General features: G+C 69.5%; 22 protein-coding genes. 3 read left to right on the top strand and 19 right to left on the bottom strand.

Annotation, left to right across the window (positions count from 1 at the left end):
• Positions 1 to 48: 48 nt before the first annotated feature.
• From TY25_RS25225 to TY25_RS42865, 3 genes are all read right to left on the bottom strand, one after another.
• Positions 49 to 1,305 carry a bifunctional cobalt-precorrin-7 (C(5))-methyltransferase/cobalt-precorrin-6B (C(15))-methyltransferase gene (locus tag TY25_RS25225; protein WP_042259880.1) on the bottom strand — a complete coding sequence of 419 codons (1,257 nt, stop codon included), beginning with the start codon at positions 1,303 to 1,305 and terminating at the stop codon, positions 49 to 51.
• A 208-nt stretch (positions 1,306 to 1,513) separates the two neighbouring features.
• Positions 1,514 to 2,269, bottom strand: a complete 756-nt coding sequence (gene dprE2, locus TY25_RS25220; protein WP_042259878.1) for a decaprenylphospho-beta-D-erythro-pentofuranosid-2-ulose 2-reductase — start codon at positions 2,267 to 2,269, stop codon at positions 1,514 to 1,516.
• A 10-nt stretch (positions 2,270 to 2,279) separates the two neighbouring features.
• Positions 2,280 to 2,450: a hypothetical protein gene (locus TY25_RS42865; RefSeq protein WP_156055132.1), complete on the bottom strand. Its 171-nt coding sequence runs from the start codon at positions 2,448 to 2,450 to the stop codon at positions 2,280 to 2,282.
• A 3-nt stretch (positions 2,451 to 2,453) separates the two neighbouring features.
• On the opposite strand from TY25_RS42865, the gene TY25_RS25215 reads away from it, so the two are divergent.
• Entirely contained in the window at positions 2,454 to 2,870 is a 417-nt protein-coding gene (locus TY25_RS25215; RefSeq protein ID WP_042259875.1) for a pyridoxamine 5'-phosphate oxidase family protein, read from the top strand.
• Between the two features lie 242 nt (positions 2,871 to 3,112).
• Here TY25_RS25215 and TY25_RS25210 read toward each other — a convergent pair whose 3' ends face one another.
• The 5 genes from TY25_RS25210 to TY25_RS25190 all read right to left on the bottom strand — a co-directional run bounded on the left by TY25_RS25210 (position 3,113) and on the right by TY25_RS25190 (position 8,725).
• Positions 3,113 to 4,240, bottom strand: coding sequence for a M24 family metallopeptidase (locus TY25_RS25210; RefSeq protein WP_042259873.1), 1,128 nt, complete (start codon positions 4,238 to 4,240; stop codon positions 3,113 to 3,115).
• Entirely contained in the window at positions 4,237 to 4,869 is a 633-nt protein-coding gene (locus tag TY25_RS40740; RefSeq protein WP_052383177.1) for a TetR/AcrR family transcriptional regulator, read from the bottom strand. The genes TY25_RS25210 and TY25_RS40740 overlap by 4 nt, the downstream gene beginning before the upstream one ends.
• Positions 4,870 to 4,967: 98 nt before the next feature.
• Entirely contained in the window at positions 4,968 to 6,065 is a 1,098-nt protein-coding gene (locus TY25_RS25200) for a lipase family protein (RefSeq protein WP_052383183.1), read from the bottom strand.
• A gap of 29 nt (positions 6,066 to 6,094) precedes the next feature.
• Positions 6,095 to 7,714, bottom strand: a complete 1,620-nt coding sequence (locus tag TY25_RS25195; RefSeq protein WP_042259868.1) for an AMP-binding protein — start codon at positions 7,712 to 7,714, stop codon at positions 6,095 to 6,097.
• Between the two features lie 108 nt (positions 7,715 to 7,822).
• Entirely contained in the window at positions 7,823 to 8,725 is a 903-nt protein-coding gene (locus TY25_RS25190; protein WP_042259866.1) for an SDR family NAD(P)-dependent oxidoreductase, read from the bottom strand.
• 259 nt (positions 8,726 to 8,984) lie between these two features.
• On the opposite strand from TY25_RS25190, the gene TY25_RS25185 reads away from it, so the two are divergent.
• Positions 8,985 to 9,953: a 5'-3' exonuclease gene (locus tag TY25_RS25185; protein WP_042260001.1), complete on the top strand. Its 969-nt coding sequence runs from the start codon at positions 8,985 to 8,987 to the stop codon at positions 9,951 to 9,953.
• Between the two features lie 248 nt (positions 9,954 to 10,201).
• Here the strand turns inward: TY25_RS25185 and TY25_RS25180 are convergent, their stop codons facing one another.
• From TY25_RS25180 to TY25_RS25150, 7 genes are all read right to left on the bottom strand, one after another.
• Positions 10,202 to 10,873, bottom strand: coding sequence for a DUF4333 domain-containing protein (locus tag TY25_RS25180; RefSeq protein ID WP_042259863.1), 672 nt, complete (start codon positions 10,871 to 10,873; stop codon positions 10,202 to 10,204).
• A 199-nt stretch (positions 10,874 to 11,072) separates the two neighbouring features.
• A complete protein-coding gene (locus TY25_RS25175) occupies positions 11,073 to 13,775 on the bottom strand; it encodes a DEAD/DEAH box helicase (RefSeq protein ID WP_088606751.1) in 2,703 nt (900 codons plus the stop codon).
• 2 nt (positions 13,776 to 13,777) lie between these two features.
• On the bottom strand, positions 13,778 to 14,731 hold the full coding sequence (tatC, locus tag TY25_RS25170; protein WP_042259859.1) for a twin-arginine translocase subunit TatC: 954 nt from the start codon (positions 14,729 to 14,731) through the stop codon (positions 13,778 to 13,780).
• Between the two features lie 127 nt (positions 14,732 to 14,858).
• Positions 14,859 to 15,134, bottom strand: a complete 276-nt coding sequence (gene tatA / locus TY25_RS25165; protein ID WP_014986157.1) for a Sec-independent protein translocase subunit TatA — start codon at positions 15,132 to 15,134, stop codon at positions 14,859 to 14,861.
• A gap of 112 nt (positions 15,135 to 15,246) precedes the next feature.
• Positions 15,247 to 16,272, bottom strand: coding sequence for a 2-dehydropantoate 2-reductase (locus tag TY25_RS25160; protein ID WP_042259858.1), 1,026 nt, complete (start codon positions 16,270 to 16,272; stop codon positions 15,247 to 15,249).
• Positions 16,269 to 17,240: a helix-turn-helix transcriptional regulator gene (locus tag TY25_RS25155; protein ID WP_042259856.1), complete on the bottom strand. Its 972-nt coding sequence runs from the start codon at positions 17,238 to 17,240 to the stop codon at positions 16,269 to 16,271. Before TY25_RS25155 ends, TY25_RS25160 begins: the two co-directional genes overlap by 4 nt.
• Positions 17,237 to 18,232 (bottom strand): helix-turn-helix transcriptional regulator, encoded by a 996-nt coding sequence (locus TY25_RS25150; RefSeq protein ID WP_141691999.1) that lies wholly within the window; start codon positions 18,230 to 18,232, stop codon positions 17,237 to 17,239. Before TY25_RS25150 ends, TY25_RS25155 begins: the two co-directional genes overlap by 4 nt.
• A gap of 87 nt (positions 18,233 to 18,319) precedes the next feature.
• On the opposite strand from TY25_RS25150, the gene TY25_RS25145 reads away from it, so the two are divergent.
• Positions 18,320 to 18,628, top strand: a complete 309-nt coding sequence (locus TY25_RS25145; RefSeq protein ID WP_029895696.1) for an MTH1187 family thiamine-binding protein — start codon at positions 18,320 to 18,322, stop codon at positions 18,626 to 18,628.
• Here the strand turns inward: TY25_RS25145 and TY25_RS25140 are convergent.
• From TY25_RS25140 to prcB, 4 genes are all read right to left on the bottom strand, one after another.
• On the bottom strand, positions 18,618 to 18,995 hold the full coding sequence (locus TY25_RS25140) for a nuclear transport factor 2 family protein (protein ID WP_042259854.1): 378 nt from the start codon (positions 18,993 to 18,995) through the stop codon (positions 18,618 to 18,620). The genes TY25_RS25145 and TY25_RS25140 overlap by 11 nt on opposite strands.
• An 89-nt stretch (positions 18,996 to 19,084) precedes the next feature.
• Positions 19,085 to 20,443: a Pup--protein ligase gene (pafA, locus tag TY25_RS25135; protein ID WP_014986163.1), complete on the bottom strand. Its 1,359-nt coding sequence runs from the start codon at positions 20,441 to 20,443 to the stop codon at positions 19,085 to 19,087.
• A gap of 168 nt (positions 20,444 to 20,611) precedes the next feature.
• Positions 20,612 to 21,379 carry a proteasome subunit alpha gene (gene prcA / locus TY25_RS25130; RefSeq protein WP_042259853.1) on the bottom strand — a complete coding sequence of 256 codons (768 nt, stop codon included), beginning with the start codon at positions 21,377 to 21,379 and terminating at the stop codon, positions 20,612 to 20,614.
• On the bottom strand, positions 21,376 to 22,164 hold the full coding sequence (gene prcB / locus TY25_RS25125; protein WP_370466246.1) for a proteasome subunit beta: 789 nt from the start codon (positions 22,162 to 22,164) through the stop codon (positions 21,376 to 21,378). Before prcB ends, prcA begins: the two co-directional genes overlap by 4 nt.
• Positions 22,165 to 22,215 lie beyond the last annotated feature (51 nt).

Raw genomic sequence — 22,215 nt, 5'->3', positions numbered from 1 at the left:
ATGATCGGATCTCGGCCACCGACCCTACCCGCCGCGGGTGCACGATTTTTATCCGCGGACCTCATTTCGCGACCCCGCATTGTGCACTTTCACTACCGACCATTGCGTCACCGGCAACTGCGGACGCCAGGTCGTGAACGATCCCAACGGCTCCGCACGATAGATCTGGAACTTGCGCAACGCACCGCCGTGCGCCGCCGCCCAGCTGAGCAGCAACGATTCGGATTCGGCCGTCACCGCGTTCGCGACGAGGCGGCCGCCCTGGCGCAGCTGCGCCCAGCATGTCTCGAACAGGCCAGGCTGGGTGAGCCCGCCGCCGAGGAAAACCGCATCCGGCGGGCCGGATTCGTGCATCAGCTCCGCCGGGGCGGCGCCGCGCACCGCCACCTGGGGGACGCCGAGCGCCGCCGCGTTGTCGGCGATCTGCTGTCTGCGCCCGGCCGAGCGTTCGAAAGAGACTGCGCGACAGCCGGGGTGCGTGCGGCACCACTCGATCGCGATACTGCCCGAGCCGCCGCCGATATCCCATAGCAGCTCGCCGGGCGCGGGGGCGAGGGCGGCGAGGGTGAGGGCGCGCACCTCGTGTTTGGTGAGCTGACCGTCGCCGCCGAACAACTCGTCCGGCAGGCCAGGAATTCGCGTCGCCCGCGGCCGTGCCGGATCGGCCACGCAGTCGATCGCCACGATGTTCAGCGGATCGCCGGGCGGGTACCGCCAGTGCTGCGCCGTATCCGTCACCCGCCGCTCCCCCGGACCGCCGAGCTGCTCGAGCACGGTCAGCGCGGAATCACCGAAGCCGTTGCGGGCCAGGAGTTCCGCGAGAGCGGCCGGGGTGTCCTGGTCGGCACTCAACACGAGAACGCGCCTGCCGTGCACCAACTCGGGCAGTACGGTCGCCAGTGCCCGCCCGACCACGCTCACCACGGGCGTCCCGGCCAGCGGCCAGCCCAGGCGCGCGCACGCCAGCGATGCCGAGGACGGCTGCGGCAGTACGTGCAACGCCGCCGGACCCAGCAGCCGCGCCAGAGTCACGCCGATCCCGTAGAACATCGGATCCCCGCTGGCGAGCACGCACACCCGTGCCCCGCCGTAGCGCGCGAACAGCTCCGGCAGGGCGGGCACCAGAGGCGAGGGCCACGCCACCCGCTGCGAATCCCCTTCCAGCACAAGCGAAAGCTGCCGCGGCGACCCGAAGATCACCTCCGCACTCAGTACCGCGTCCCGTGCCGCGGTACCCAACCCGGCCCATCCGTCGGCCCCGATGCCGACGACTGCCACCGGCGGTCCCGCCCACGCCTGAGTCATCGTGCCCGTCCCGGCAGCGGATCGAAGTCCACCGTCTGCGCGGCAAACCCCAGTGCTCTTGCCCGCGGCGCGCCGATACACAAGGTCTTCACACGACCCAGCGACGGCTCCTCCGGAAAAGCGAAGCGCCGTAGCGCAACCGGGCCGCCGCGGCAACCGGGCCGAAAAGCGGGCGAATCACTGCGGCGGTGCGCGATCTCCGGTCGGCTCACCGGGGCATCCGACGCCAGATCGATTGGGGCAGAAGGCGCATCGCGAAGAAGACCGGTTGCAGGATGCGGGGGTACCAGACCAGCCTGGTGCGCTTGTGCAGACCCTTGACCACGGCGTCGGCCACCCGGGACGGCGTGCTGGAGAAGGGCGCGGGCTCCATGCCCTCGGTCATCCGGCCGATCACGAAGCCGGTGCGCACCAGGAGCAGGTGAACTCCCGTGTCGTGCAACGCATCCGAGAGACCACCGGCGAAACCGTCCAGCCCCGCCTTCGCCGAACCGTACACATAGTTGGCCCGCCGGACCCGCATGCCCGCCACCGAACTGAACACGACGAGCTGCCCATCCCCTTGTGCGCGCAGCATATTCGCGAGCGTGGTGAGCGCACTGACCTGAGCGACGTAGTCGGTGTGCACCACGGCGAGCGCGTGCGCCGGATCCTGTTCGGCCCTGGCCTGATCGCCGAGCACGCCGAACGCGAGGATGGCGACGCCGATCTGGCCGTGCTCGGCCGCCAGCTTCTCGAAAAGCGCGGGGTGTGCGGCCGTGTCGTCCGCGTCGAACTCCACGCAGTGCACGACTTCCGCACCGGCGGCCATGATCTCGGCGACCTGTTCGGACAGCTCACCGCTGCGGCGCGCCGCGAGGATCACCGTCTGTCCCGGTGCCAGCCGCCGCGCCACCTCCAGTCCGATCTCACTGCGCCCACCGAGCAACAACACCGTCCCGTCCGCAATCCCACGCGATCCCATGCGCCCAGTCTTACAGCAACATCGCGCGCGACCCGACATCGCCGAGCCATTTGGCGCGTACCGCCCCGCGCGTCCCGTGCTCGACGCGTGTCCGCACGTCCTGCCGGGTGCCGGCCGGCGGAAACCAGGCCGGTTCGCAGTGCCCGTGCGCCTCGGATATGGGCACAACCGCTACCGTCATGGGATGCCCACCCCCAGCACCGAGCTGTCCCCCGCCGCGCTCGAGTTCGTCACCGAACGGCACCTCGCGACCCTCACCACGGTGCGGGCGAACGGGACACCGCACGTCACCGCGGTGGGCTTCACCTGGGATCCGGAGGCGGGGCTCGTCCGAGTGATCACCGACGGCGGGTCGGCCAAGGTGCGCAACGTCCGGCGCGGCGGTTACGCGGCGGTGAGCCAGGTCGAAGGGCGGCGGTGGCTCACACTGGAGGGCCCGGCGACGGTCCTCGACGCACCCGAGGACGTCGCCGAAGCCGAACGACGCTACGCCGGGCGTTACCGCGTCCCCCGCGAGAACCCCACCCGCGTGGTCATCGCCATCGACGTCCGCCGCGTTCTCTCCAGCCGCACCCTGCTCGCCCCGGCCCTGGAGCCCTAGGCGCGAGCTACGGGAATTACCTTGCCGCACAACTCAGCTCACCTGGTTTTCGCGTCGGTCGCGGCCGATGCCCGTCGGCACGTTTGCCGTCGCCGGTTGCTCGTCCGCGGTGCTGAAGGTCGACCTCGATCAGTTCGATGAGGGCGGATCGGCGCAGCCCGGTCTCGGCCGGTAGGAACGCGGCTGCACCGGCGCTCGGCATGCGCACCCACCTCGCGACGAGGCGGGTGCGCATCCAGGGACTACAGAATGGTCAGGCCGTGGGGGCGCTGGTTCATCGATTCGCAGCCGTCTTCGGTGACCACGACGATGTCTTCGATGCGGGCGCCCCATGCGCCACGGAAGTAGATGCCGGGTTCGATGCTGAACGCCATGCCGGCCTGCAGGGTGAGGTCGTTGCCCTCGATGATGTAGGGCTCCTCGTGCACCGAGAGCCCGATGCCGTGACCGGTGCGGTGCACGAAGTTCGGGCCGAAACCGGCTTCCACCAACAGGTCTCGGCCCGCGGCGTCGACCGAGGCCGCGGTGACACCGGGCCGGACGGCGGCAACGGACGCGGCTTGTGCCCGTTCGAGGACGGCGATCCGGGCGGCGATCTCGGGATCGGGTGCGCCCATCGCGTAGGTGCGGGTGGAGTCGGAGTAGTAGCCGGGCTCGACGGGGCCGCCGATATCGATGACCACCACGTCACCCGCCTCGATGCGGCGCTCGGAGACACCGTGGTGCGGGTCGGCGCCGTGCGGTCCGCTGCCGACGATGACGAACGCGGCGGCGGTATGGCCCTCCTCGAGGATGGCGGCCGAGATATCGGCGCCGACCTCGGCTTCGGTCCGGCCGACCTGGAGGAACTCGCCCATTCGCGCGTGCACCCGGTCGATCGCCGCGCCGGCCCGGCGCAGCGCGTCGATCTCCGCGGCGTCCTTGATCATGCGCATCTCCCGCAGCACCGGCGTGGCCGAGGAGGGCAGGCCGGTGAACGACTGGGCCAGCGGGATGAGGTGCAGCGCGGGCATCGCCTCGGCGACCGCGACCCGGGAGCCGACGTGCAGCGCGGACTTCACCAGTCCGTACGGATCGACGCCGTCGACCCAATCGAGCACCTGCAGATTGAGCTCGGCCGCCGCGGAACCTTCCAGCGCGGCCAGTTCCATCTTCGGGATCACCACCGACGGCGTCGCTCCGTCGGCGGGGATGACCAGGCAGGTCAACCGCTCGAACGAATCGGCCGCCGAACCGATCAGGTACCGCAGATCCGGCCCCGGGGTGATCAACAAAGCGTCCAGGTGAGCGGCGCGCATCAGCGCCACCGCCCGCTCCAACCGTTCACCGTAGACATCCGCCGCGAACCTGGCATCCGTATGCGAGCTCATTCGTCCGACGTTACCCGCCCGGCCCGGCCCGGCGAACCCGAACTCCCGCCCCCGGAGATCAGTTTGCGGGCGGTGAATCGGACCGTTTCGTCCCAGTCGTGCGGGTGCAGGTAGCGACGCACGCTGGTGAAGTGGTCGGCCAGGCCGGTGATGACCGACCACAGGACCGTCACGGTCATGCCGGGGTCGTCCCCGAGATCCAGGCGTTCGACGGTGTGCAGGATCAGGTCGTAGGCGCGGGCCGCCGCGGTGATCAGCTGCGCGCCGGATTCGTCGCTCAGGTCGACCTCGCCGGCCAGCACGGCCCAGATATCGAGTTCGCGCCCGTACACCCGGTACATCTCCAGATACTCGGTCGCGACGAGGACGAACAGCTCCTCGAGATCCTCGGCGTCGGCGCAACTCGGTTCGACCTTGCCGACGAATTCCTCCAGCCGTTCGGCATACAGGGTTGCGTAGAGCGCTTCTTTGGTCGCGAAGTAGGTATAGACCGTGCCCGGGCTGATGCCCGCGCCCCTGGCGACATCGCGCATCTGCAGTGCCGCGTAACCCTTTTCGGTCAGCAGTCGCCGCCCCGCGACGAGGATGTCTCGTCGCCGGGTCTCGCGGTCGCCCCACTTGGTGGCCATGCACCTGCCGTTCCGAACCGGGTTCAATTTGCCTGACCCGAGGGTGGTGCACTGTGGGCGCGGGTGTCAAGCAGGGCCGACGCTGCGGCGAGCCGGGTTCAGGCGATGCGTTGCGTGATCGGGTTCGCGGGCCGCGCGAGGTGGTGGTCGAGAAACCGGAATGCTCTGGGGGCCAGACACAGTGCTCCGGTGAGGTGCTCGCGATAGGGCATAATGTGCAGGGTGACGGGCACGCCGAGCGACGCCCAGTCGGCGGCCAGCCGGACCATCTGACTGTGCGGGGTGATCTGTTCCCACGTGCTCGAGCCGAGGAGCACCGGAGCGGCGGGTGCGCGGTCGCCGAGCCGGTTCTCCCGCAGCCGGGCCCGGATGGCGGGGACATCCTGCGGCCGCCGGGTGACGTAGCGGTCGATGCGCTTGCTGGGCGCGAGCCAGCCGAGCGGGACGGCGGGCACGATATGCGTGCGACGCAACACCGCCGCGGCGGCACGGCCGTAACCGGTGAGATAGGACAACGCATCGAGTTCCGGATAGGCGGCGTCCAGGCCGAGGAGGCCGTAGACGAGCAGGAAGGCGAACATTCCGCCCTCGTGCCGGTTGATCATCGCTGCCAGATCGGCGGGCGCGGCACCGACAACGCCTGCGGCCAAAGGAATGTCGGGCGCGTACGTCGGCTGCAGTTGCAGTGCCCAACCGGCGGCGCAGCCGCCTTCGGAGTAGCCGTGGATCGCCGCCGGCCCTTGAGGATCGAGCCCGGCCTCGGGGAGCGCGCGGGCGGCCCGCATGCAGTCGAGCACCGCAGGACCGAGGGCGTGGCCGATCACGTACGGGTGCTCACCCGGGGTGCCGAGGCCCGGATAGTCCGTGACGGCCAACGTCCAGCCGCGCCGCAAAGCCATGGCCAGGAAGGGCGCTTCGTATTCCACCCCGCGCGCGAGTTGCCAGGACGCCGCGCACCGATCGGCGAGCCCCTGGGTGCCGACCGCATATCCGATGAGCGGGTTGTCCGGCCGACTCCGCCGGTGCGGCACCAGGACGGTGCCGGTGACTTCGGTGCGGCCGCCGGTAGCGGTGGTGGAGGTATAGCGAATCCGCCAGGCGCGGCCAGGCATTCGCACGCCGGGCACCAGGTAGGCGGTCATCGGTTCGGCGGACAGCAGCTGTCCCGGGCGATCGGCGGGAACCGGTGGGTGCATGGGTTCTTCTTTCTCCCGCGACATGGCGCTCAGCCGGGTGGCTGGAGCAGCAGCGAGCGCAGAGCGGGACGGTCGACCTTGCCGGACGGATTGCGCGGTATCTCGGCGACGAGCCGGATATCGCGCGGCTGCTGGAACCGAGACACGTTGTGCCGGAGGTATTCCCGGATGTCATCGACGCTCGGCGCGCTACCGGGCTCGGGCACCGCGAACGCCGCGAGCCGCTGGCCGAATTCGTCGTCGTCCACCCCGATCACCGCGACATCGGACAGTTCTGGATGCGCGGCGACGACATCCTCCACCTCCTGGGGATAGACGTTCTCGCCGCCGGACACGATCATGTCGTCCTCGCGGCCCGCGAGGAACAGGCGCCCGTGCGCGTCGAGCGAGCCGAGATCACCGCTGTTGATCAGGCCGTCGACCCGGCCCTTGTCCCCGCCACCGGAGTAACCGGTGAAACCCAGTGCGCTGCCGACGAACACATGCCCGACCACGCCCGGCGGCACGCGTCGGCCCGCGTCGTCGAGGACGCGCACCTCGGTACCGATTACAGGCCGGCCGACGGTGCCCGGAGCGGCGCGCAGATCCGCCGGAGTAGCCAGCGAACCGATCCCGACTTCGGACGAGCCGTATCCGTTGTACAGCACCTCGCCGAACGCCTCGATGAATTCCGTTGCCAGCGCGGGACGCAACGGCGCGGCACCGCAGAGCACCACGGTCAGCGACGATCGATCGAACCGCTCGCGATCCGCCGCGGGAACCGCGAGGATCCGCTGCAACATGACCGGGACGACGGCCAGCATCCGGACCCGATGTTCGGGCACCGCGGCCAGAGTGGCGGCCGCGTCGAAGTGGCGACGCAGGATCAGCTTGCCGCCCAGCGCGATGCCCAGCAGCAGCACACCGAGACCGAACCCGTGGAACAGCGGGATCTCCACGGCGACAGCCGTCCCGGTGCGCAACCCGGTGCGGCGCAACAGACTCGTGGCCGTGCCGACGACCGCCGTCGCCGCCGGGTCGCGGGGCACTCCCTTGGGCGTGCCGGTGGTGCCGGAGGTCAGAATCACCAAGCGCCCGGCCGGAACTCGCACCGGTGCGCGCAGACCGCGGCGCACCAGGGCCGCCACCGAGTCCCCCGCCGCCTCCTGCTCCGCGTAGCAGATCACCACGGGGCCTTCGTATCCCGCGGCGCGCACGACCGGCACGAACTCCGCGTCGCAGAGCACCACGGCGACGGACTGCCCGGTCAGCGAGCGGGCGAGCGTCTCTGCGGCGAAACCGGTATTGAGCAGTACGACGTCCGCGCCGGTGGCCAGCACACCGAACAGTCCCGCCGCGTAGTAGCGGCTGTTGCGGCACAGCACGGCCACCGCGGCACCCGGGCCGATACCGTGGTCGGCCCGCAGTCCGCCCGCGATCGCGTCGGCCATTGCGGACAGCTCGGCGTAGGTGAGCGCGCCCCGCTCGTCGACGACCGCGGTGCGGTCCGGCCATCGAGCGGACGAGACCGACAGCAGCACAGCGGGATTCAATCCGTTGCGCAGGACCGCGGCACCCATCCGGGCGGCGGACGCCGGACCGACCGGCCACACCACCCGCGACCGTACGAACGCGGCGGCAACCGCCGGACTGGAGCGCAGCAGGCTCATCACTGCCCACCTCCGAGCACGGCGGACACCGCCGGACTGAAGCGCAGCAGGCTCATCACTGCCCACCTCCGAGCACGGCGGACACCGCCGGACTGAAGCGCGGCAGATTCATGACTGCCCACCTCCGAGCGCGGCGTCGGTGTCGCGGGTGCAGCGCGCCCACGCCCGCATGAACAATGCCGTCGATCCGGGCAGCACCGCGGAGCCGACCTCGGCCGGGCGTACCCACCACGGCTGGATCGCCCGCGGTCGCCGCACGATCGCCCGCGCCACGATGCCCGCCGCCTCGGCCGGATACAGGCCGGGCAGCATGCGCATGATCGGCGTGGGCGCGCTCATCCGCGTGTAGATCAGCGCCATGTACACGGTGCTCACGGTGATCCCGTCGGCCGCCAATTCCGGTGCGACACTGCGCAACCAGACGTCGAAGGCGCCCTTCGACGCTTGGTAGGCGCCCCAGCGCGGACCCGGCGCGATCCGCACGCCGATCGTCGAGATGTTGACGATCTGACCGCTGCCGCGCTCGCGCATCAACGGCAGCAGGCCGAGCAGCAGCCGCACCGGACCCAGATAGTTCACCCCGATGGTGCGCTCGAAATCGTGGAACCGGTCGTATTGCAGGTGCAGCGACCGCCGCATCGACTTGCCCGCGTTGCTGACGATCACGTCCGGCGCCCCGTGCCGCTCGACGATGGTCTTGATCAACGCCGCGACCGCCGCCTCGTCCGACAGATCCGCCGCGAACGCGAACGCCTGACCACCCGCCGCCTCGATCTCCGCGACGACCTCGTCCAGCCGCTCGGCCGTCCGCGCCACCAGCAGGACGCGGGCACCCGCCGCGGCCAAGCCATGTGCGGTCGCCGCGCCCAACCCGAACGAGGCGCCGGTGACGAGCACCGTCTTGCCGGCGACCGCGTCGCGCAGTTGCCGCTGATCGGACAGGCGAGCGGGATTCACCACGCGGTCGAGGGCCACCCGGGTGACCCGGGCCACCGGATGCAGGTCGCTCACCGGTCCGCCGCCCAGCGGCCCGAACTATCTGTCGCCATCGACTCACCTATTCTGAACACGGTTCGAATTGAACTGTGTTCAGAATGGGTGTCACAGATAGATGTTGTCAACCCCTCGTGCGCGATCTGTCTGGGCCAGTTAATTGCCGGAATTCCGCGGCCAGCAGCTGCGCCCGAGCGCGACGCGCGTCCCCGCCGCGGATCCGTCTGGGTCGGTGTTACGCGCTGATTTGTCGGAGTGGCCAGGTAGCGTGACCCGCGTGACTTCTGCTGCGCACTCCGGTGGACCGTTGCTGCTCCTGGACGGAGCGAGCCTGTGGTTCCGTGCTTTTCACGCGATCCCCGAGAAGATCACGGCGGCCGACGGCCGATCCGTGAACGCCCTGCGCGGATTCACCGACATGGTCGCCTCGCTGATTACCAAACACGCGCCGAGCCGGCTGGTCGTGTGCCTGGACCTGAACTGGCGGCCCGCCTTCCGCGTCGAACTGGTGCCTTCGTATAAGGCGCATCGGCTCGACACCTCCGCCGACGCGGGACCGGGCGCGGAACAGGTCCCCGACACGCTGACTCCGCAGGTCGAGATGATCCTGGAGGTCCTCGCCGCGGCCGGTATCGCGACCGGCGGTGCCGACGGACTGGAGGCCGACGACGTGCTGGGCACGCTGGCCACCCGGGAACGCACCGACCCGGTGGTCGTCGTCAGCGGCGACCGTGATCTGCTCCAACTCGTCCGCGACACCCCGCAGCCACCCGTGCGCGTGCTCTACGCCGGACGCGGGCTGGCCAAGGCGGAACTGTTCGGGCCCGCCGAAGTCGCCGCGAAATACGGTGTGCCACTGGAGAATGCGGGCCGCGCCTACGCCGACCTCGCGACCCTGCGCGGTGACGCCTCCGACGGCCTGCCCGGCGTGGCGGGCATCGGCGAGAAATCCGCGTCCATGCTGATCTCCCGCTTCGGCTCCCTGGAAGCACTCGTCGCCGCGGTCGAAGACCCCGAAGCCGACCTCGCGCAGGGCGTGCGCGCCAAACTCCGTGCCGCGGAAGACTATTTGAAAGCCGCCGCCCCGGTCGTCCGCGTCGTCTGCGATGCCGACGTGGAACTCTCCCGCCCCGACACCCTCCCCACCACCCCCGCCGACCCCGACCGCCTGCACGAACTCGCCAAGACCTACAACGCGGAAAGCCCCATCACCCGCCTCATCACCGCCCTCACCCGCCCCGCCTGAGCACCCGCGAAGCCCCCTGGTTCCCGCACCCGTCCTGCGTTCCCGCACCCGTCCTGCGTTCCCGCACTCGTTATGGCATGCCATAGCGGGTGCGGGAACGCAGAAGGGGTGCGCGAACCGCAGCGGATGGCTTCGGCCGGACGAGAGTGGGGACTTCGCCCGGCGCGCGGCGCGGAAAGGGCGCCCGGACCCCGGATACGGCTCGGCCGCACGCTCGGCGGAGAGAGCGTGCGGCCGGGCGGGGGGAACTAGTTGGGGCGGCCGACCTCGTAGGTGCCGTCCTCCTTGGTGATCTTGATGGTCACCTTCTTGGCTTCGCCGCTGACCTTGACGTCGCAGGTGAAGGTGGCGTCGACCTTGACCGCCTCGCCGGAGGGGCAGGTGACGTCGCTGACGTCCTGGATGCCGTAGGAGTCGGAGAGCACCTTCTTGACGCCGTCCTGCACCGCAGCCTGGTCCAGTTTGTCCTGAGCGGTGAGCACCAGGATGAGGGCGACGACGGCGCCGATGACGACCACACCGAGCACGACCAAGCCGATGATCAGGCCCTTGCCCTTACCGCCCTGCGGCGGCTGCTGTCCGGGCTGCTGACCCCACTGCGGCTGACCGGGCTGCTGGCCCCACTGCGGTTGCTGTCCCTGCTGCCAATCCTGCGGCTGCTGACCCCACTGCTGCTGCGGCTGCGGCTGACCGGGCTGGCTCCACTGCTGCGCGGGCTGCTGACCCCACTGCGGCTGGCTGGGCTGCTGGCCCCACTGCTGTTGCGGCTGCTGGTCACCCCAGTGCTGGGTCGGCTGCGCCGACGCGGGCGTCTGCGGCTGGCCACCCCACTGTTGTCCGGGTGGCTGCTGGCCGCCCCACTGCTGGGTGGGATCGTTGCGCCCCTCCCCGGGTTCGCTGGGTCCAAACGGGCCGCTCATCTGGTTGCCTCCACTCGCATCGTTGTACACACGGTAGCCCCCCGCGTGGGAACCGTCGTATAACTCGACTCCTCCGCCACGGTCGGTACGCGAAAGAAATCAAATCACAATCGAATCCGGTACGCGTAGCTCCCGCCGCCGCCTCGGCTGCGCGCGTGCTGTCGCTTCGCTCTGCGCAGTCTAGGGACCGACTTGCCCGTTATGCGGCATCCACCGCGACGACACCCCGCCGGATCGCCCGCACCGCCTTCGCGGCGGTCGCGGCGACCTCCGGATCGTCGGCGTTGCCGTGGATCTGATCCAGCAGATCGATGACCTGCCTGCACCAGCGCACGAAATCGCCCGCGGACAGCGGCGCGGCCTGGTCACCGCTGGCGAGCAACGACTCGGCCAACCCGTCGCCGCGCGCCCACTTGTGCACGCCGGTGACGAAGCCCAGATCGGGCTCTCTGGTGGGCGGCAGCTTGTGCCGGGCCTCGTCGGAACGCAGCTCGCCCCAGACCCGGATGGTCTCGCCGACGGCCCGGCGGATCGGCGCCGTGGGCCCGCTCGCGCCGAGATAGCCGCCGTCCTGGCGCGATTCGAACACCAGAATGGATACGACACCGGCCAGTTCGGCCGGACCGAGCCCACGCCACAGCCCTTGCCGCAGGCATTCGGCGACCAGCAGATCGCTTTCGGAGTAGATGCGGGCGAGCCTGCGCCCGTCCGCGGTGACCTCGGAGTCGTGCACGAACCCGCGCTCCTGCAGCAGGCTGAGAATCCGGTCGAAGGTGCGGGCCAGCGAGTTCGTCGTCGCGGCAACCTTCTGGCGCATGGTCTCGGTCTCCCGGAGCAGCCGGTTGTAGCGCTCGCCGATGCGGGCCATCTGTTCCCGGTCCGGGCGGGTGTGCGCGGGATGGGAGCGCAGGCTGCGGCGCAGCGTCGCCAGTTCCCGGTCGTCGGCGGCCCCGGACCGCTTACCGCGGCGTGGCCGGCCCGGCGCGGAGATGCCGGTGCTACGCAGGGCCGAGGCCAGATCGCGGCGGGCCTGCGCGGTCCGGTGATCGACCCGGCGTGGCAGGCGCATATGGCCCAGCGGTTCGGCCGGCACCGGGAAGTCGGCCACCGAGATCCGGCCCGCCCACTTGTCCGCGGTGAGCACGAGCGGTCGCGGATCACCCGGCGTCGCATCGGGTTCCAGGATCACCGCGAGCCCGGCGCGCCGCCCGGACGGGATCGCGACCACGTCGCCGCGGCGCAGCGCGACCAGCGCCTCCACGGCGGCGCCGCGCCGGTCGGACCGGCCCTGCTGTTCCAGCTGGCGTTCCCGCTGCTTGATCCGCTCGCGCAGCGAAATGTATTCCAGGAAGCCGCCTTCCGTGCCGCCGAGCTGATCGCGCAGCTTGCGCAGCGCGGCCTCGTTGCGTTCGATGCCGCGCACCAGCCCGACCACCGACCGGTCGGCCTGGAACTGGGCGAAGGAACGCTCCAGCAGCGCCCGCGATTCGGCGGCGCCCATCCGGTCGATCAGGTTGATGGACATGTTGTAACCGGGACGGAATGAACTGCGCAGCGGATAGGTCCGGGTGGAGGCCAGGCCGGCGACCGCGCTGGTGTCCACCTCGGGCTGCCACAGCACCACCGCGTGCCCCTCGACGTCGATGCCGCGCCGGCCGGCGCGACCGGTCAGCTGGGTATATTCCCCAGGCGTGAGTTCGGCGTGCGACTCGCCGTTGAACTTGACCAACCGCTCCAGCACCACCGTGCGGGCGGGCATGTTGATGCCGAGAGCCAGTGTCTCCGTGGCGAATACCGCCCGCACCAGCCCGTTGACGAACAGTTCCTCGACGGTGTGCCGGAACGCGGGCAGCATGCCGGCATGATGCGCGGCCAGCCCGCGGTGCAGCGCCTCGCGCCACTCCCAATAGCCGAGCACCTCGAGATCGGCCTTGGGCAGATCGCCGGTGTGCTTCTCGATGATGGCGTCGACCTCGGCGCGATCCTCGTCCCGGCCCAGGTCCAACCGCGACCGCAGGCACTGGGCCAGCGCGCCGTCGCATCCCGCACGGCTGAAGATGAAGGTGATCGCGGGCAGCAGGCCCTCTTCGTCCAGCTTGGCCAGCACCTCGGGGCGCGGGAGCGGCCGGAAGTCGCGCCGCGGCCCGCCGCGACCGTTGCGCGGACCGCCCCAGCTGTTCGCCCGGTCGGCGAGTTCGCGCTGTTTTATGAACCGCACCAGGTCCTCGTCGACGAGCACCTTCTGATCGGTGGAGTCGGTGTCGAACAGGTCGAACATCCGCCGCCCGACCATGACGTGCTGCCACAGCGGAACCGGCCGGGTCTCGTCCACCACCACGGCGGTGTCGCCGCGCACGGTCTCCATCCACGCGCCGAACTCCTCGGCGTTGCTGACCGTCGCGGACAGGCTGACCAGCCGCACGTCCGGCGGCAGGTGCAGGATCACTTCCTCCCACACCGCGCCCCGGAAACGGTCGGCCAGGTAGTGCACCTCGTCCATCACCACGTACGACAGGCCGCGCAGCGCATCCGAGGACGCGTACAGCATGTTGCGCAGCACCTCGGTGGTCATCACGACCACCGGCGCGTCGGAGTTGATCGACTGGTCACCCGTGAGCAGGCCGACGCTCTCGCGGCCGTAGCGCTCGGTCAGGTCGGCGAACTTCTGGTTCGACAGCGCTTTGATCGGCGTGGTGTAGAAGCATTTGCCGCCCGCCGCGAGCGCCAGGTGTACCGCGAATTCGCCGACGACCGTCTTGCCGGCGCCGGTAGGCGCGCAGACCAGGACGCTGTGGCCTTCTTCGAGTGCCGCACAGGCGGTGCGCTGGAAGGGATCGAGACTGAATTTCAGCTCGGTGGAGAACTTCGCTAGCTCGCCCGTGTGCGACCGGTGATGTGTCACCGTCAGAGGGTATCGGAGTAGTCCGACATCGAGCGCGCAGTTTTATCCGGGGGTGTCACGATCGATTCGGCCGGTGCGATCGGCTCCGGGCCGCTCACCGCGGACGCCTCCTCGTCGGAGAGCGCGGCCAGATTCTCGGCTTCCTTGCGCGCCTTGCGGATGTCGTTGATCCGGGAGAACTGGATCGCGAACTCGAACAGCACCGTCAGCGCGAACGCCAGCGCGAGCATGGAGAACGGGTCCTGCGGCGTCACGATGGCCGCGAACACGAAGAGCCCGAACGTGATTCCGCGCCGCCAGGCCTTCAGCCGCTGATAGGTGAGCACCCCGATGAGGTTCAATCCGATGATCAGCAGCGGAGTTTCGAAGCTCACACCGAAGATCACCAGCAGCTCGATGATGAAGCTGAAGTACTGCGAACCGCTGAGCGCGGTGATCTGGACGTTGTTGCCGATCGAGAGCAGGAAGCTCAACGCGTGCGCCACGACCACGTAGGCCAGCACCGCACCGGTGAGGAACAGCACCGTGCCGATCGAGACGAAGCCGACCGCGTATTTGCGTTCCTTGGCGTACAGGCCGGGCGTGATGAACGCCCACAGCTGATACAGCCAGATCGGCGCGGCGAGCACGATGCCCGCCGTCATGCCGACCTTCAACCGCAGGGTGAACTGCTCGAACGGCGCGGTGGCCAGCAGCTTGCAGGAACCGTCGGGGCTGAGCGCGGCACGCGCCGAATCCGGCAGCGAGCAGTAGGGCCCGCGCAGGATATCGCCCAGGCTGGAGACCCCGAGGAAGCCGTACTCGTACCAGATGAATCCCAGCACCGTGGTGACGATGACCGCGGCGATCGAGACCAGCAGCCGGTACCGCAGTTCCTGCAGATGCTCGACCAACGACATGGTGCCGTCGGGGTTGGTCCTGCGCTTGCTGCGCCGGGGATCGAACGGGATTCGCATGGTTGGTGATTGCCCCTGGGTAGGAGTGCCCCGCTAGGCGACGGCGCACTAGGCCCGGAGTGAGTTTCCGCACTCCGCCATGAGCGGGCCGCGCGACCCGGGCCCGCTCCGCATGACTCGGTCTAGCTCAGAGCGACTTCGGCTCGGCGTGGGGCTGCTGCGTGGCCGTCGGCGTCACCGGCTGCGCGGGCGGCAGCTGCTGCGGCTGCGCGGGCTGCGCCGGAGCGGGCGCGTCGGCGTCCTTGGCGTCCTTGCCCTCGTGCTGCATCTGGCTGACCTCGCTCTTGAAGATGCGCAGCGACCGACCCAGGCTGCGGGCCGCGTCGGGCATCCGCTTGGCACCGAAGAACATCACGAAAACGACCGCAATGATCAGCCAGTGCCAGATGCTCAGACTGCCCATGATTAATACCTCCCAAGACTGGTGATGGTTCTGATGCTACCGGAGGGTGACATGCGCGAACGCCACTGTCCGCCGCGTTTGTCCGGTGTTCAGCCGGGCCGGCCGGGCCGGGTCACCGGATCGCCGCCCGCGCGGCGCGCAGTTGCGCGAGCAGCTCCGGCCCGGTCCACGTGCGCCGATCCCCCTGCTCCGCCGCGACGACCAGTTCGATCAACCGCTGATTGACCGGTGTCGGAAGATCGACCATGGCCCCCAGTCCCACGATTTCCCCACACAGCCAAGAGATTTCGGTTTTGCGCCGCAGAGCCAGATCGTCGGACATGGACGAGCGCGCCATCGGGTCCACGGCGAGCACCTGTCCGAACACCCGCCGGAAGATCCCGTCGGGCACGGTCAGCAGCGTCGCCATGACGCGCGGCGGTACCGGGGTCAGCCGCGCGGGCGCAATTCGCGCTTTGTTCATCACAGTGAGCGCCTCCCGCTGGGTGAGCGCCAGGCAGCGGCGATAGTCCCGGTCGGCGAGCTGTTCGCGCAGCGGACGCCCGGACAGCGCGTTGATCGGATTGTTCAGATTCAGCAGCAGCTTGGCCCACTGCACCGGGCGCAGGTCCGGGTAGCGGCGCAGCGCCAGCCCGGCCTGCTCGAAGACGCCGAGGAACGGCGCGAGCTCCGGATCGTCCTGCACCGCGAGGCCGCCCTCGGTACCGCGATGGAACCTGCCTGCCGCGTGATGCACCACGTTGAACATGACCATGCCCGCCAGCACCACGCAGTGCGGCAGGATCTCCCGAATCACGGTGTCGTTGCCGATCCCGTTCTGCAGGCTCAGCACCACGGTGCCCGGGCGTATCTTGCCCGCCAGCTCGCGCACCGCGTCGGCGGTCGCCGCCGATTTCACCGTGACGAGCACCAACTCGGCCGAGCCGATATCGTCCGGCTCGGTGGCCACCCGGAACCGGTCGGCCGCCAGTGCGTCGTCCCCGCCGTCCAGGTCGGTGAGCCGGATACCGGACGCGGCGATCTCGTCGAGCAGCCGCGGCCGGCCGACAAAGGTGACGTCCGCGCCCGCGACGGCCAGTTTGCCGCCGACGAAGATGCCGATGCTGCCCGCACCGATCACCATGACCCGGCTGGTCATGTCGGCTCGAATCCCGCTGCGGCATAGGCGGCCAGGGCGGCGTTGGAACGTTCGCGCACCGCGGCGACCAGTTCCGGCGGCCCCAGCGCGGTCACGCCGGAGCCGAAGCCGAGCAGCAGCCGCGCCATCCAGTCCAGGGTGGCGAACCGCATCGTCGCCTCCAGGCTGCCGTCGGCGTGCACCGCGATCCGGTTCATCGGGTACTGATCGAGCACCCAGGCGTAGTCGGGGTGAATGCGCAAGCGCGCCAAGGGAACCGCGGGATCGTCTTGGAAGAGGTCGAGCGCGGCGGACTCCTCGGTGGCGTGGCTCGGCGGGCGCGCCGGCTCGTCGAGTTCGGTGGCGTCCTCGATCCGGTCGAACCGGAACAGGCGCACGCCCTCGGCCTGCCTGCACCAGGCTTGCAGATAGCTGTTGTTGTCCACCAGGACGATTCGGATCGGGTCGACCACCCGCTCGGACACCACGTCCCGGCTCGCGGAGTAGTAGACCAGGCGCAACGCGCGCTGCCGGGCCAGCGCCGAACGCACCGTGGCGACGGCGGGCGCCTCCAGCGGCGGCGTGCGGGTCTGCTCCGGTGCGGCGCCCGAGCCGCCCGCGATCGCCGACTCGATCTTCGCGATGGCGGCGTGCGCCGCGGTCGGATCGACCATGCCCGGCATCTCCACGATCGAACGCAGCGCCACCAGCAGCGCGGTCGCCTCGGTCGAGGTCAGCCGCAGCGGCCGGTCGATGCCCGCGGAGAAGGTGACCTCGATGCTCTCCTCGGAGAACGAGAGGTCGATCAGGTCGCCGGGACCGTAGCCGGGCAGCCCGCACATCCACAGCTGGTTGAGATCGCTCATCAGCTGTTTGGAGGTGACGCCCAGGTCGGCGGCGGCCTCCGCGGCGCTGATGCCGGGATGCGCGATGAAGTACGGGATCATGTTGAGCAGCCGCGAAAGCCGCACGGAAAGCCGGGAATTCACGCGGTGACCTCCGTGCGATCGAACACCGAGCGCAGCCGGTTGACCACGTCGGTGCGCAACTCCTCGGGCGCGAGCACCACCGCGTCCGGGCCCAGTCCGGTGATCAGGCGGGCGATCCAGTCGCGTGAGCGCACCGGCAGCTCGACCACCGCGCCGGCCCGGCCGCCGATCGTGCGTTCGCCGGTGACCTGGCCGATCCGGCGCAGCTCGCGGCCCCGGCCGTCGGCCACCCACACCGTCGCGGTGCCGCTGACCGGCGCCGAGCTGGTCACCTGCGAGACGATCGCGCGCAGGTCGATGCCGTCGGGCTTGCGCACCGTGTTCGCCGGACCGTAGGGCGTGACGTCGTCCCCGATCCGGGACAGGCGGAAGCTGCGCACCGCGTCCCGGTCCCGGTCGTGCCCCACCAGATACCAGCGGCCGTGATGGGTGACCACACCCCACGGTTCCACGTCGCGCATCAGATAGGGGGCGTTGATCGCGCCGCGATGCTCGAACCGCACCGCTTGGCCCGCGTCGATGGCGGCGAGGAGTTTGCCGAGCACCGGTTCGGAGCCGCGAGTGCGGGCCGGGACCGCGGGCACGGCGGCCACCGTGGCGTCGGTCTCCACGTGCACGCCCGCCGCGCGGAGCTTGAGCAGCGCGCCGTCCGCGGCGGCGGCCAGTTCCGGCGACTCCCACATCTGCACGGCCACCGCGACCGCGGCCGCCTCCTCGTCGGACAGATCGATCTCGGGCAGTTCGTAGGCGTCGCGGTTGATCCGGTAGCCCTCCACCGACGAGTACCGGCTCACCGGTCCGATCTCGAGAGGTATGCCCAGGTCACGCAGTTCGTTCTTGTCCCGCTCGAACATTCGGCTGAACGCCTCGTCGCTGACGGAATCCTCGTACCCCGCGACGCTGTCCCGGATCCGCTCCGCGGTCAGGAACTGCCGGGTCGACAGCAGCGCGATGACCAGATTCATCAGCCGCTCGACCTTGGATATCGCCACCCGATAGAGGGTAATGGGCGGCGCGCCCGCCGTGCGCGGCGGCGCGCGATTCCGCGCCCAGCCAAACCCTTGGGCACTATGGAGTACATGATCATCGCGTTTTCCGTGACGCCGCTCGGGACCGGCGTCGACGTGGGCCGGGCGGTGGCCGAGGCGGTCCGCGTGGTGCGGGCCAGCGGCCTGCCCAACCGCACCGATGCCATGTTCACCACCGTCGAGGGCGAATGGGACGAGGTGATGGCCGTCGTCAAAGCCGCCACCGACGCCGTGATCGCCGTCGCCCCCCGCTGCAGCCTGGTCCTCAAAGCCGATATCCGCCCCGGCGTCACCGACGCCATGACCGCCAAGATCGCGACCGTAGAACGCTACCTCGCCGAAGACGAACTCAGTCGGTGAGTGGGGTTTGCTGGTAGAGGGCCAGTTTCCATTCGCCGCCGGCGCGGAGGTAGACGCTGGACATGCGGCCGGTGAAGGCGGGTTCGGGGGCGGCGCGGTAGGCGACGCCGGTGTAGACGAGGATCTTGCTGTGCACGCCGACGTCGACCAGGCGCGGGTCGCGGATCTCGTAGGTGCGCCAGGGCGGTGAATCTTTCAGGGCGGCAACGACTCCGGGACGGTCCAGGATCATGCCGCCGGCGAGCACCATGACCGCGTCGCCGGTCATCAGGGCGCCGTAGAAATCGGCGCCGGTGCCGTCGCAGAGCGAGTCCCAGCCCCGCCGCTCGACGGCGAGCAGCTCGTTCAAGAGTTCGGTATCTGCCATGCCTCCACGGTAGGCACGATCGGCGCGCACGTCAGCGCCGAGATCCGACGGCGACCGAGACCCGACGGATCGGGTTCGGTCGCCCCGTTCTACATGGAGGCGATCAGCCGGTCCACGCGTTCGTCGACCGAGCGGAACGGATCCTTGCACAGGACCGTGCGCTGCGCCTGATCGTTCAACTTGAGGTGCACCCAGTCGACGGTGAAGTCGCGCCCCGCCTCCTGCGCCGCGGTGATGAAATCGCCGCGCAGCTTGGCCCGGGTGGTCTGCGGCGGGGTGTCGACCGCGGCGTCCACGGCCTCGTCCTCGGTGATCCGCTTGGCCAGCCCCTTGCGCTGCAGCAGGTCGAACACGCCGCGGCCGCGCTTGATGTCGTGGTAGGCCAGGTCCAGCTGGGCGATCTTCGGATCGGACAGCTCCATGCTGTAGCGATCCTGGTAGCGCTGGAAGAGCTTGCGCTTGATCACCCAGTCGATCTCGGTGTCCACCTTGGCGAAGTCCTGCGCCTCGACCGCGTCCAGGGTGCGGCCCCACAGGTCGACGACCTGGTCGATCTGCGGATCCCGGTCCCGGTTGCGCAAATGCTCGACCGCGCGGGCGTAGTACTCGCGCTGGATGTCGAGGGCGCTGGCCTGCCGGCCGCCCGCCAGGCGCACCGGACGGCGACCCGTCAGGTCGTGGCTGACCTCCCGGATCGCGCGAATCGGGTTGTCCAGCGCGAAGTCACGGAAGGAGACGCCCGCCTCGATCATCTCCAGCACCAGGGCGGCGGTGCCGACCTTGAGCATGGTGGTGGTCTCGGCCATGTTCGAATCGCCCACGATGACGTGCAGGCGGCGGTACTTCTCCGCGTCCGCGTGCGGCTCGTCGCGGGTGTTGATGATCGGCCGCGAACGGGTGGTCGCCGAGGAGACGCCCTCCCAGATGTGCTCGGCCCGCTGCGACAGGCAGAACGTGGCCGCCTTCGGCGTCTGCAGGATCTTGCCCGCGCCGCAGATCAACTGGCGGGTGACCAGGAACGGCAGCAGCACGTCGGAGATCCTGGAGAACTCGCCGGCCCGCACCACGAGGAAGTTCTCGTGGCAGCCGTAGGAGTTGCCCGCGGAATCGGTGTTGTTCTTGAACAAGTAGATGTCGCCGCCGATGCCTTCTTCGGCGAGCCGCTGCTCGGCATCGATCAACAACTCTTCGAGGACCCGCTCGCCTGCTCGGTCGTGGGTCACCAATTGGTGCAGGCTGTCGCATTCGGCAGTCGCGTACTCCGGATGGGACCCGACATCCAAGTAGAGCCGAGCACCGTTGCGGAGGAACACGTTCGAGCTACGGCCCCAGGACACCACCCGGCGGAAAAGATACCGGGCCACCTCGTCGGGGGACAGCCGACGGTGACCGTGGAAGGTGCATGTCACACCGAACTCGGTCTCGATCCCCATGATTCGTCGCTGCACACCATCGACATTACAGCCATGTCATGCACTCGCGTGGGGCTGCGGACAACACGAACGCATACGGGTTCACAACGATTCGGCCCGTTATGCCCGGTTCGCTCGACACCCGGACCCGACTCGGGCCCGTAGCGGCGTTTGTCCGCTACGGGCCCGATACCGGCTTTCCGGCTACTCCGCGGCCGGGGTCTCCGCGGCCGGCGGCTCCTCCGCCTTCTTGGCCTTCTTCGGCGGCTCGAGCAGCTGCTCGAGGGTGGAGTTGGTGACCCGGCGGAACGCCCGCCGCGGCCGCGCCTGCTCCAGCGTGGCGACCTCGAGGGAGCTCACGCCGAGCACGCGCTTCTCCTTCTCCGCGCCCTCGGGCACCCCGGCCTGCAGGGCCTGCACCGCGACCTTGATCGCGGCGGCCAGGTCCAGGCCGGGCTGGTAGGACGCCTTCAGCGCCGTGACGATGGGCTCGGTCGTGCCGCCCATCACCACGTATTCGCGCTCGTCCACGATCGACCCGTCGAAGGTGATCCGATACAGCACCGAGGTCGGCTGCTGTTCCGGATACCCCACCTCGGCGACACAGATCTCCACCTCGTACGGCTTGAGCTGGTCGGTGAAGATGGTGCCGAGCAGCTGCGCGTACCCGTTGGCCAACGCCCGCCCGGTCACATCCCGGCGGTCGTAGGAGTATCCACGCAGGTCGGCCCGGAGAATGCCGTCCCGGCGCAGATTCTCGAACTCGTTGTACTTGCCGACCGCGGCGAACCCGACCCGGTCGTAGAGCTCACTCACCTTGTGCAGCGTCGCGGACGGGTTCTCCGCGACGAACACGACACCCTTGTCGTACACCAGGACCACGACGCTGCGACCCCGAGCGATGCCCTTGCGGGCGAGCTCGGTCTTGTCGCGCATGATCTGCTCGGCCGACGCGTAGTACGGCAGTGTCATGCGCGAGCGCTCCCTTCTTCCGCAGCCTCACGGTCGGCGACGATCGCCCGCGCGATCTCGGCCAGACGATCCTCGGTCACCTCGACCGCGCCGTCGTCGTCGATCACGATCGCCGTCGGGTAGATCCCGCGCAGCAGATCGGGACCGCCGGTCGCAGTGTCGTCGTCGGCCGCGTCGAACAGCGCCTCGACGGCGACGCGCAACGCCCGCTCCTGATCAATTCCCTTGGTGTACAGCTTCTTCAGCGATCCCTTGGCGAAGACCGAACCCGATCCCACCGCCGCGTAACCGAACCGCTCTTCACTGCGTCCACCCACCACATCGAAGGACACGATGCGGCCCGACCGGTCCGGATCGGTGGCGTTGTGGTCGTAGCCGACCAGCATCGGTACCACCGCCAGACCCTGCAGGGCCGCAGGCAGATTCTCACGCACCATCTTCGACAGCTTGTTCGCCTTACCGTCGAAAGTCAGTGGCACGCCCTCGAGCTTCTCGTAGTGCTCCAGCTCCACCGCGAAGATCCGCACCATCTCGACGGCCATGCCCGCGGTACCCGCGATGCCGGCCGCGGAGAAGCTGTCGGTGATGTAGACCTTCTCGATGTCCCTGCTGGCCAACAGGTTTCCCTGGGTGGCCCGCCGGTCACCCGCGATGAGCACGCCACCGCGGTAGCTGATCGCGACGATGGTGGTTCCATGCGGCGCGAGATCCTTCGCGGCGGCGCCGAGCCCGGCGCCGTCCATCGCGGCGAACTTGTTGGCGGGCAACAGGTCCGGCGCGTGCATGCGAAGGTATTCGGAGAAGGACGAGAGGGCGTACCCCAGGTGGAGACGCGA

The sequence above is a fragment of the Nocardia brasiliensis NBRC 14402 genome (assembly GCF_000308475.2).
GTDB lineage: Bacteria > Actinomycetota > Actinomycetes > Mycobacteriales > Mycobacteriaceae > Nocardia > Nocardia brasiliensis.
This window is presented reverse-complemented; position numbering and strand designations above follow the sequence as displayed.

Coding starts and splice junctions, on each gene's coding strand:
- TY25_RS25225 (WP_042259880.1), bottom strand. CDS start 1,305: ATGACTCAGGCGTGGGCGGGACCGCCGGTGGCAGTCGTCGGCATCGGG.
- dprE2 (WP_042259878.1), bottom strand. CDS start 2,269: ATGGGATCGCGTGGGATTGCGGACGGGACGGTGTTGTTGCTCGGTGGG.
- TY25_RS42865 (WP_156055132.1), bottom strand. CDS start 2,450: ATGACGGTAGCGGTTGTGCCCATATCCGAGGCGCACGGGCACTGCGAA.
- TY25_RS25215 (WP_042259875.1), top strand. CDS start 2,454: ATGCCCACCCCCAGCACCGAGCTGTCCCCCGCCGCGCTCGAGTTCGTC.
- TY25_RS25210 (WP_042259873.1), bottom strand. CDS start 4,240: ATGAGCTCGCATACGGATGCCAGGTTCGCGGCGGATGTCTACGGTGAA.
- TY25_RS40740 (WP_052383177.1), bottom strand. CDS start 4,869: ATGGCCACCAAGTGGGGCGACCGCGAGACCCGGCGACGAGACATCCTC.
- TY25_RS25200 (WP_052383183.1), bottom strand. CDS start 6,065: ATGCACCCACCGGTTCCCGCCGATCGCCCGGGACAGCTGCTGTCCGCC.
- TY25_RS25195 (WP_042259868.1), bottom strand. CDS start 7,714: ATGAGCCTGCTGCGCTCCAGTCCGGCGGTTGCCGCCGCGTTCGTACGG.
- TY25_RS25180 (WP_042259863.1), bottom strand. CDS start 10,873: ATGAGCGGCCCGTTTGGACCCAGCGAACCCGGGGAGGGGCGCAACGAT.
- tatC (WP_042259859.1), bottom strand. CDS start 14,731: ATGCGAATCCCGTTCGATCCCCGGCGCAGCAAGCGCAGGACCAACCCC.
- tatA (WP_014986157.1), bottom strand. CDS start 15,134: ATGGGCAGTCTGAGCATCTGGCACTGGCTGATCATTGCGGTCGTTTTC.
- TY25_RS25160 (WP_042259858.1), bottom strand. CDS start 16,272: ATGACCAGCCGGGTCATGGTGATCGGTGCGGGCAGCATCGGCATCTTC.
- TY25_RS25145 (WP_029895696.1), top strand. CDS start 18,320: ATGATCATCGCGTTTTCCGTGACGCCGCTCGGGACCGGCGTCGACGTG.
- TY25_RS25140 (WP_042259854.1), bottom strand. CDS start 18,995: ATGGCAGATACCGAACTCTTGAACGAGCTGCTCGCCGTCGAGCGGCGG.
- prcA (WP_042259853.1), bottom strand. CDS start 21,379: ATGACACTGCCGTACTACGCGTCGGCCGAGCAGATCATGCGCGACAAG.
- prcB (WP_370466246.1), bottom strand. CDS start 22,164: ATGCACGCGCCGGACCTGTTGCCCGCCAACAAGTTCGCCGCGATGGAC.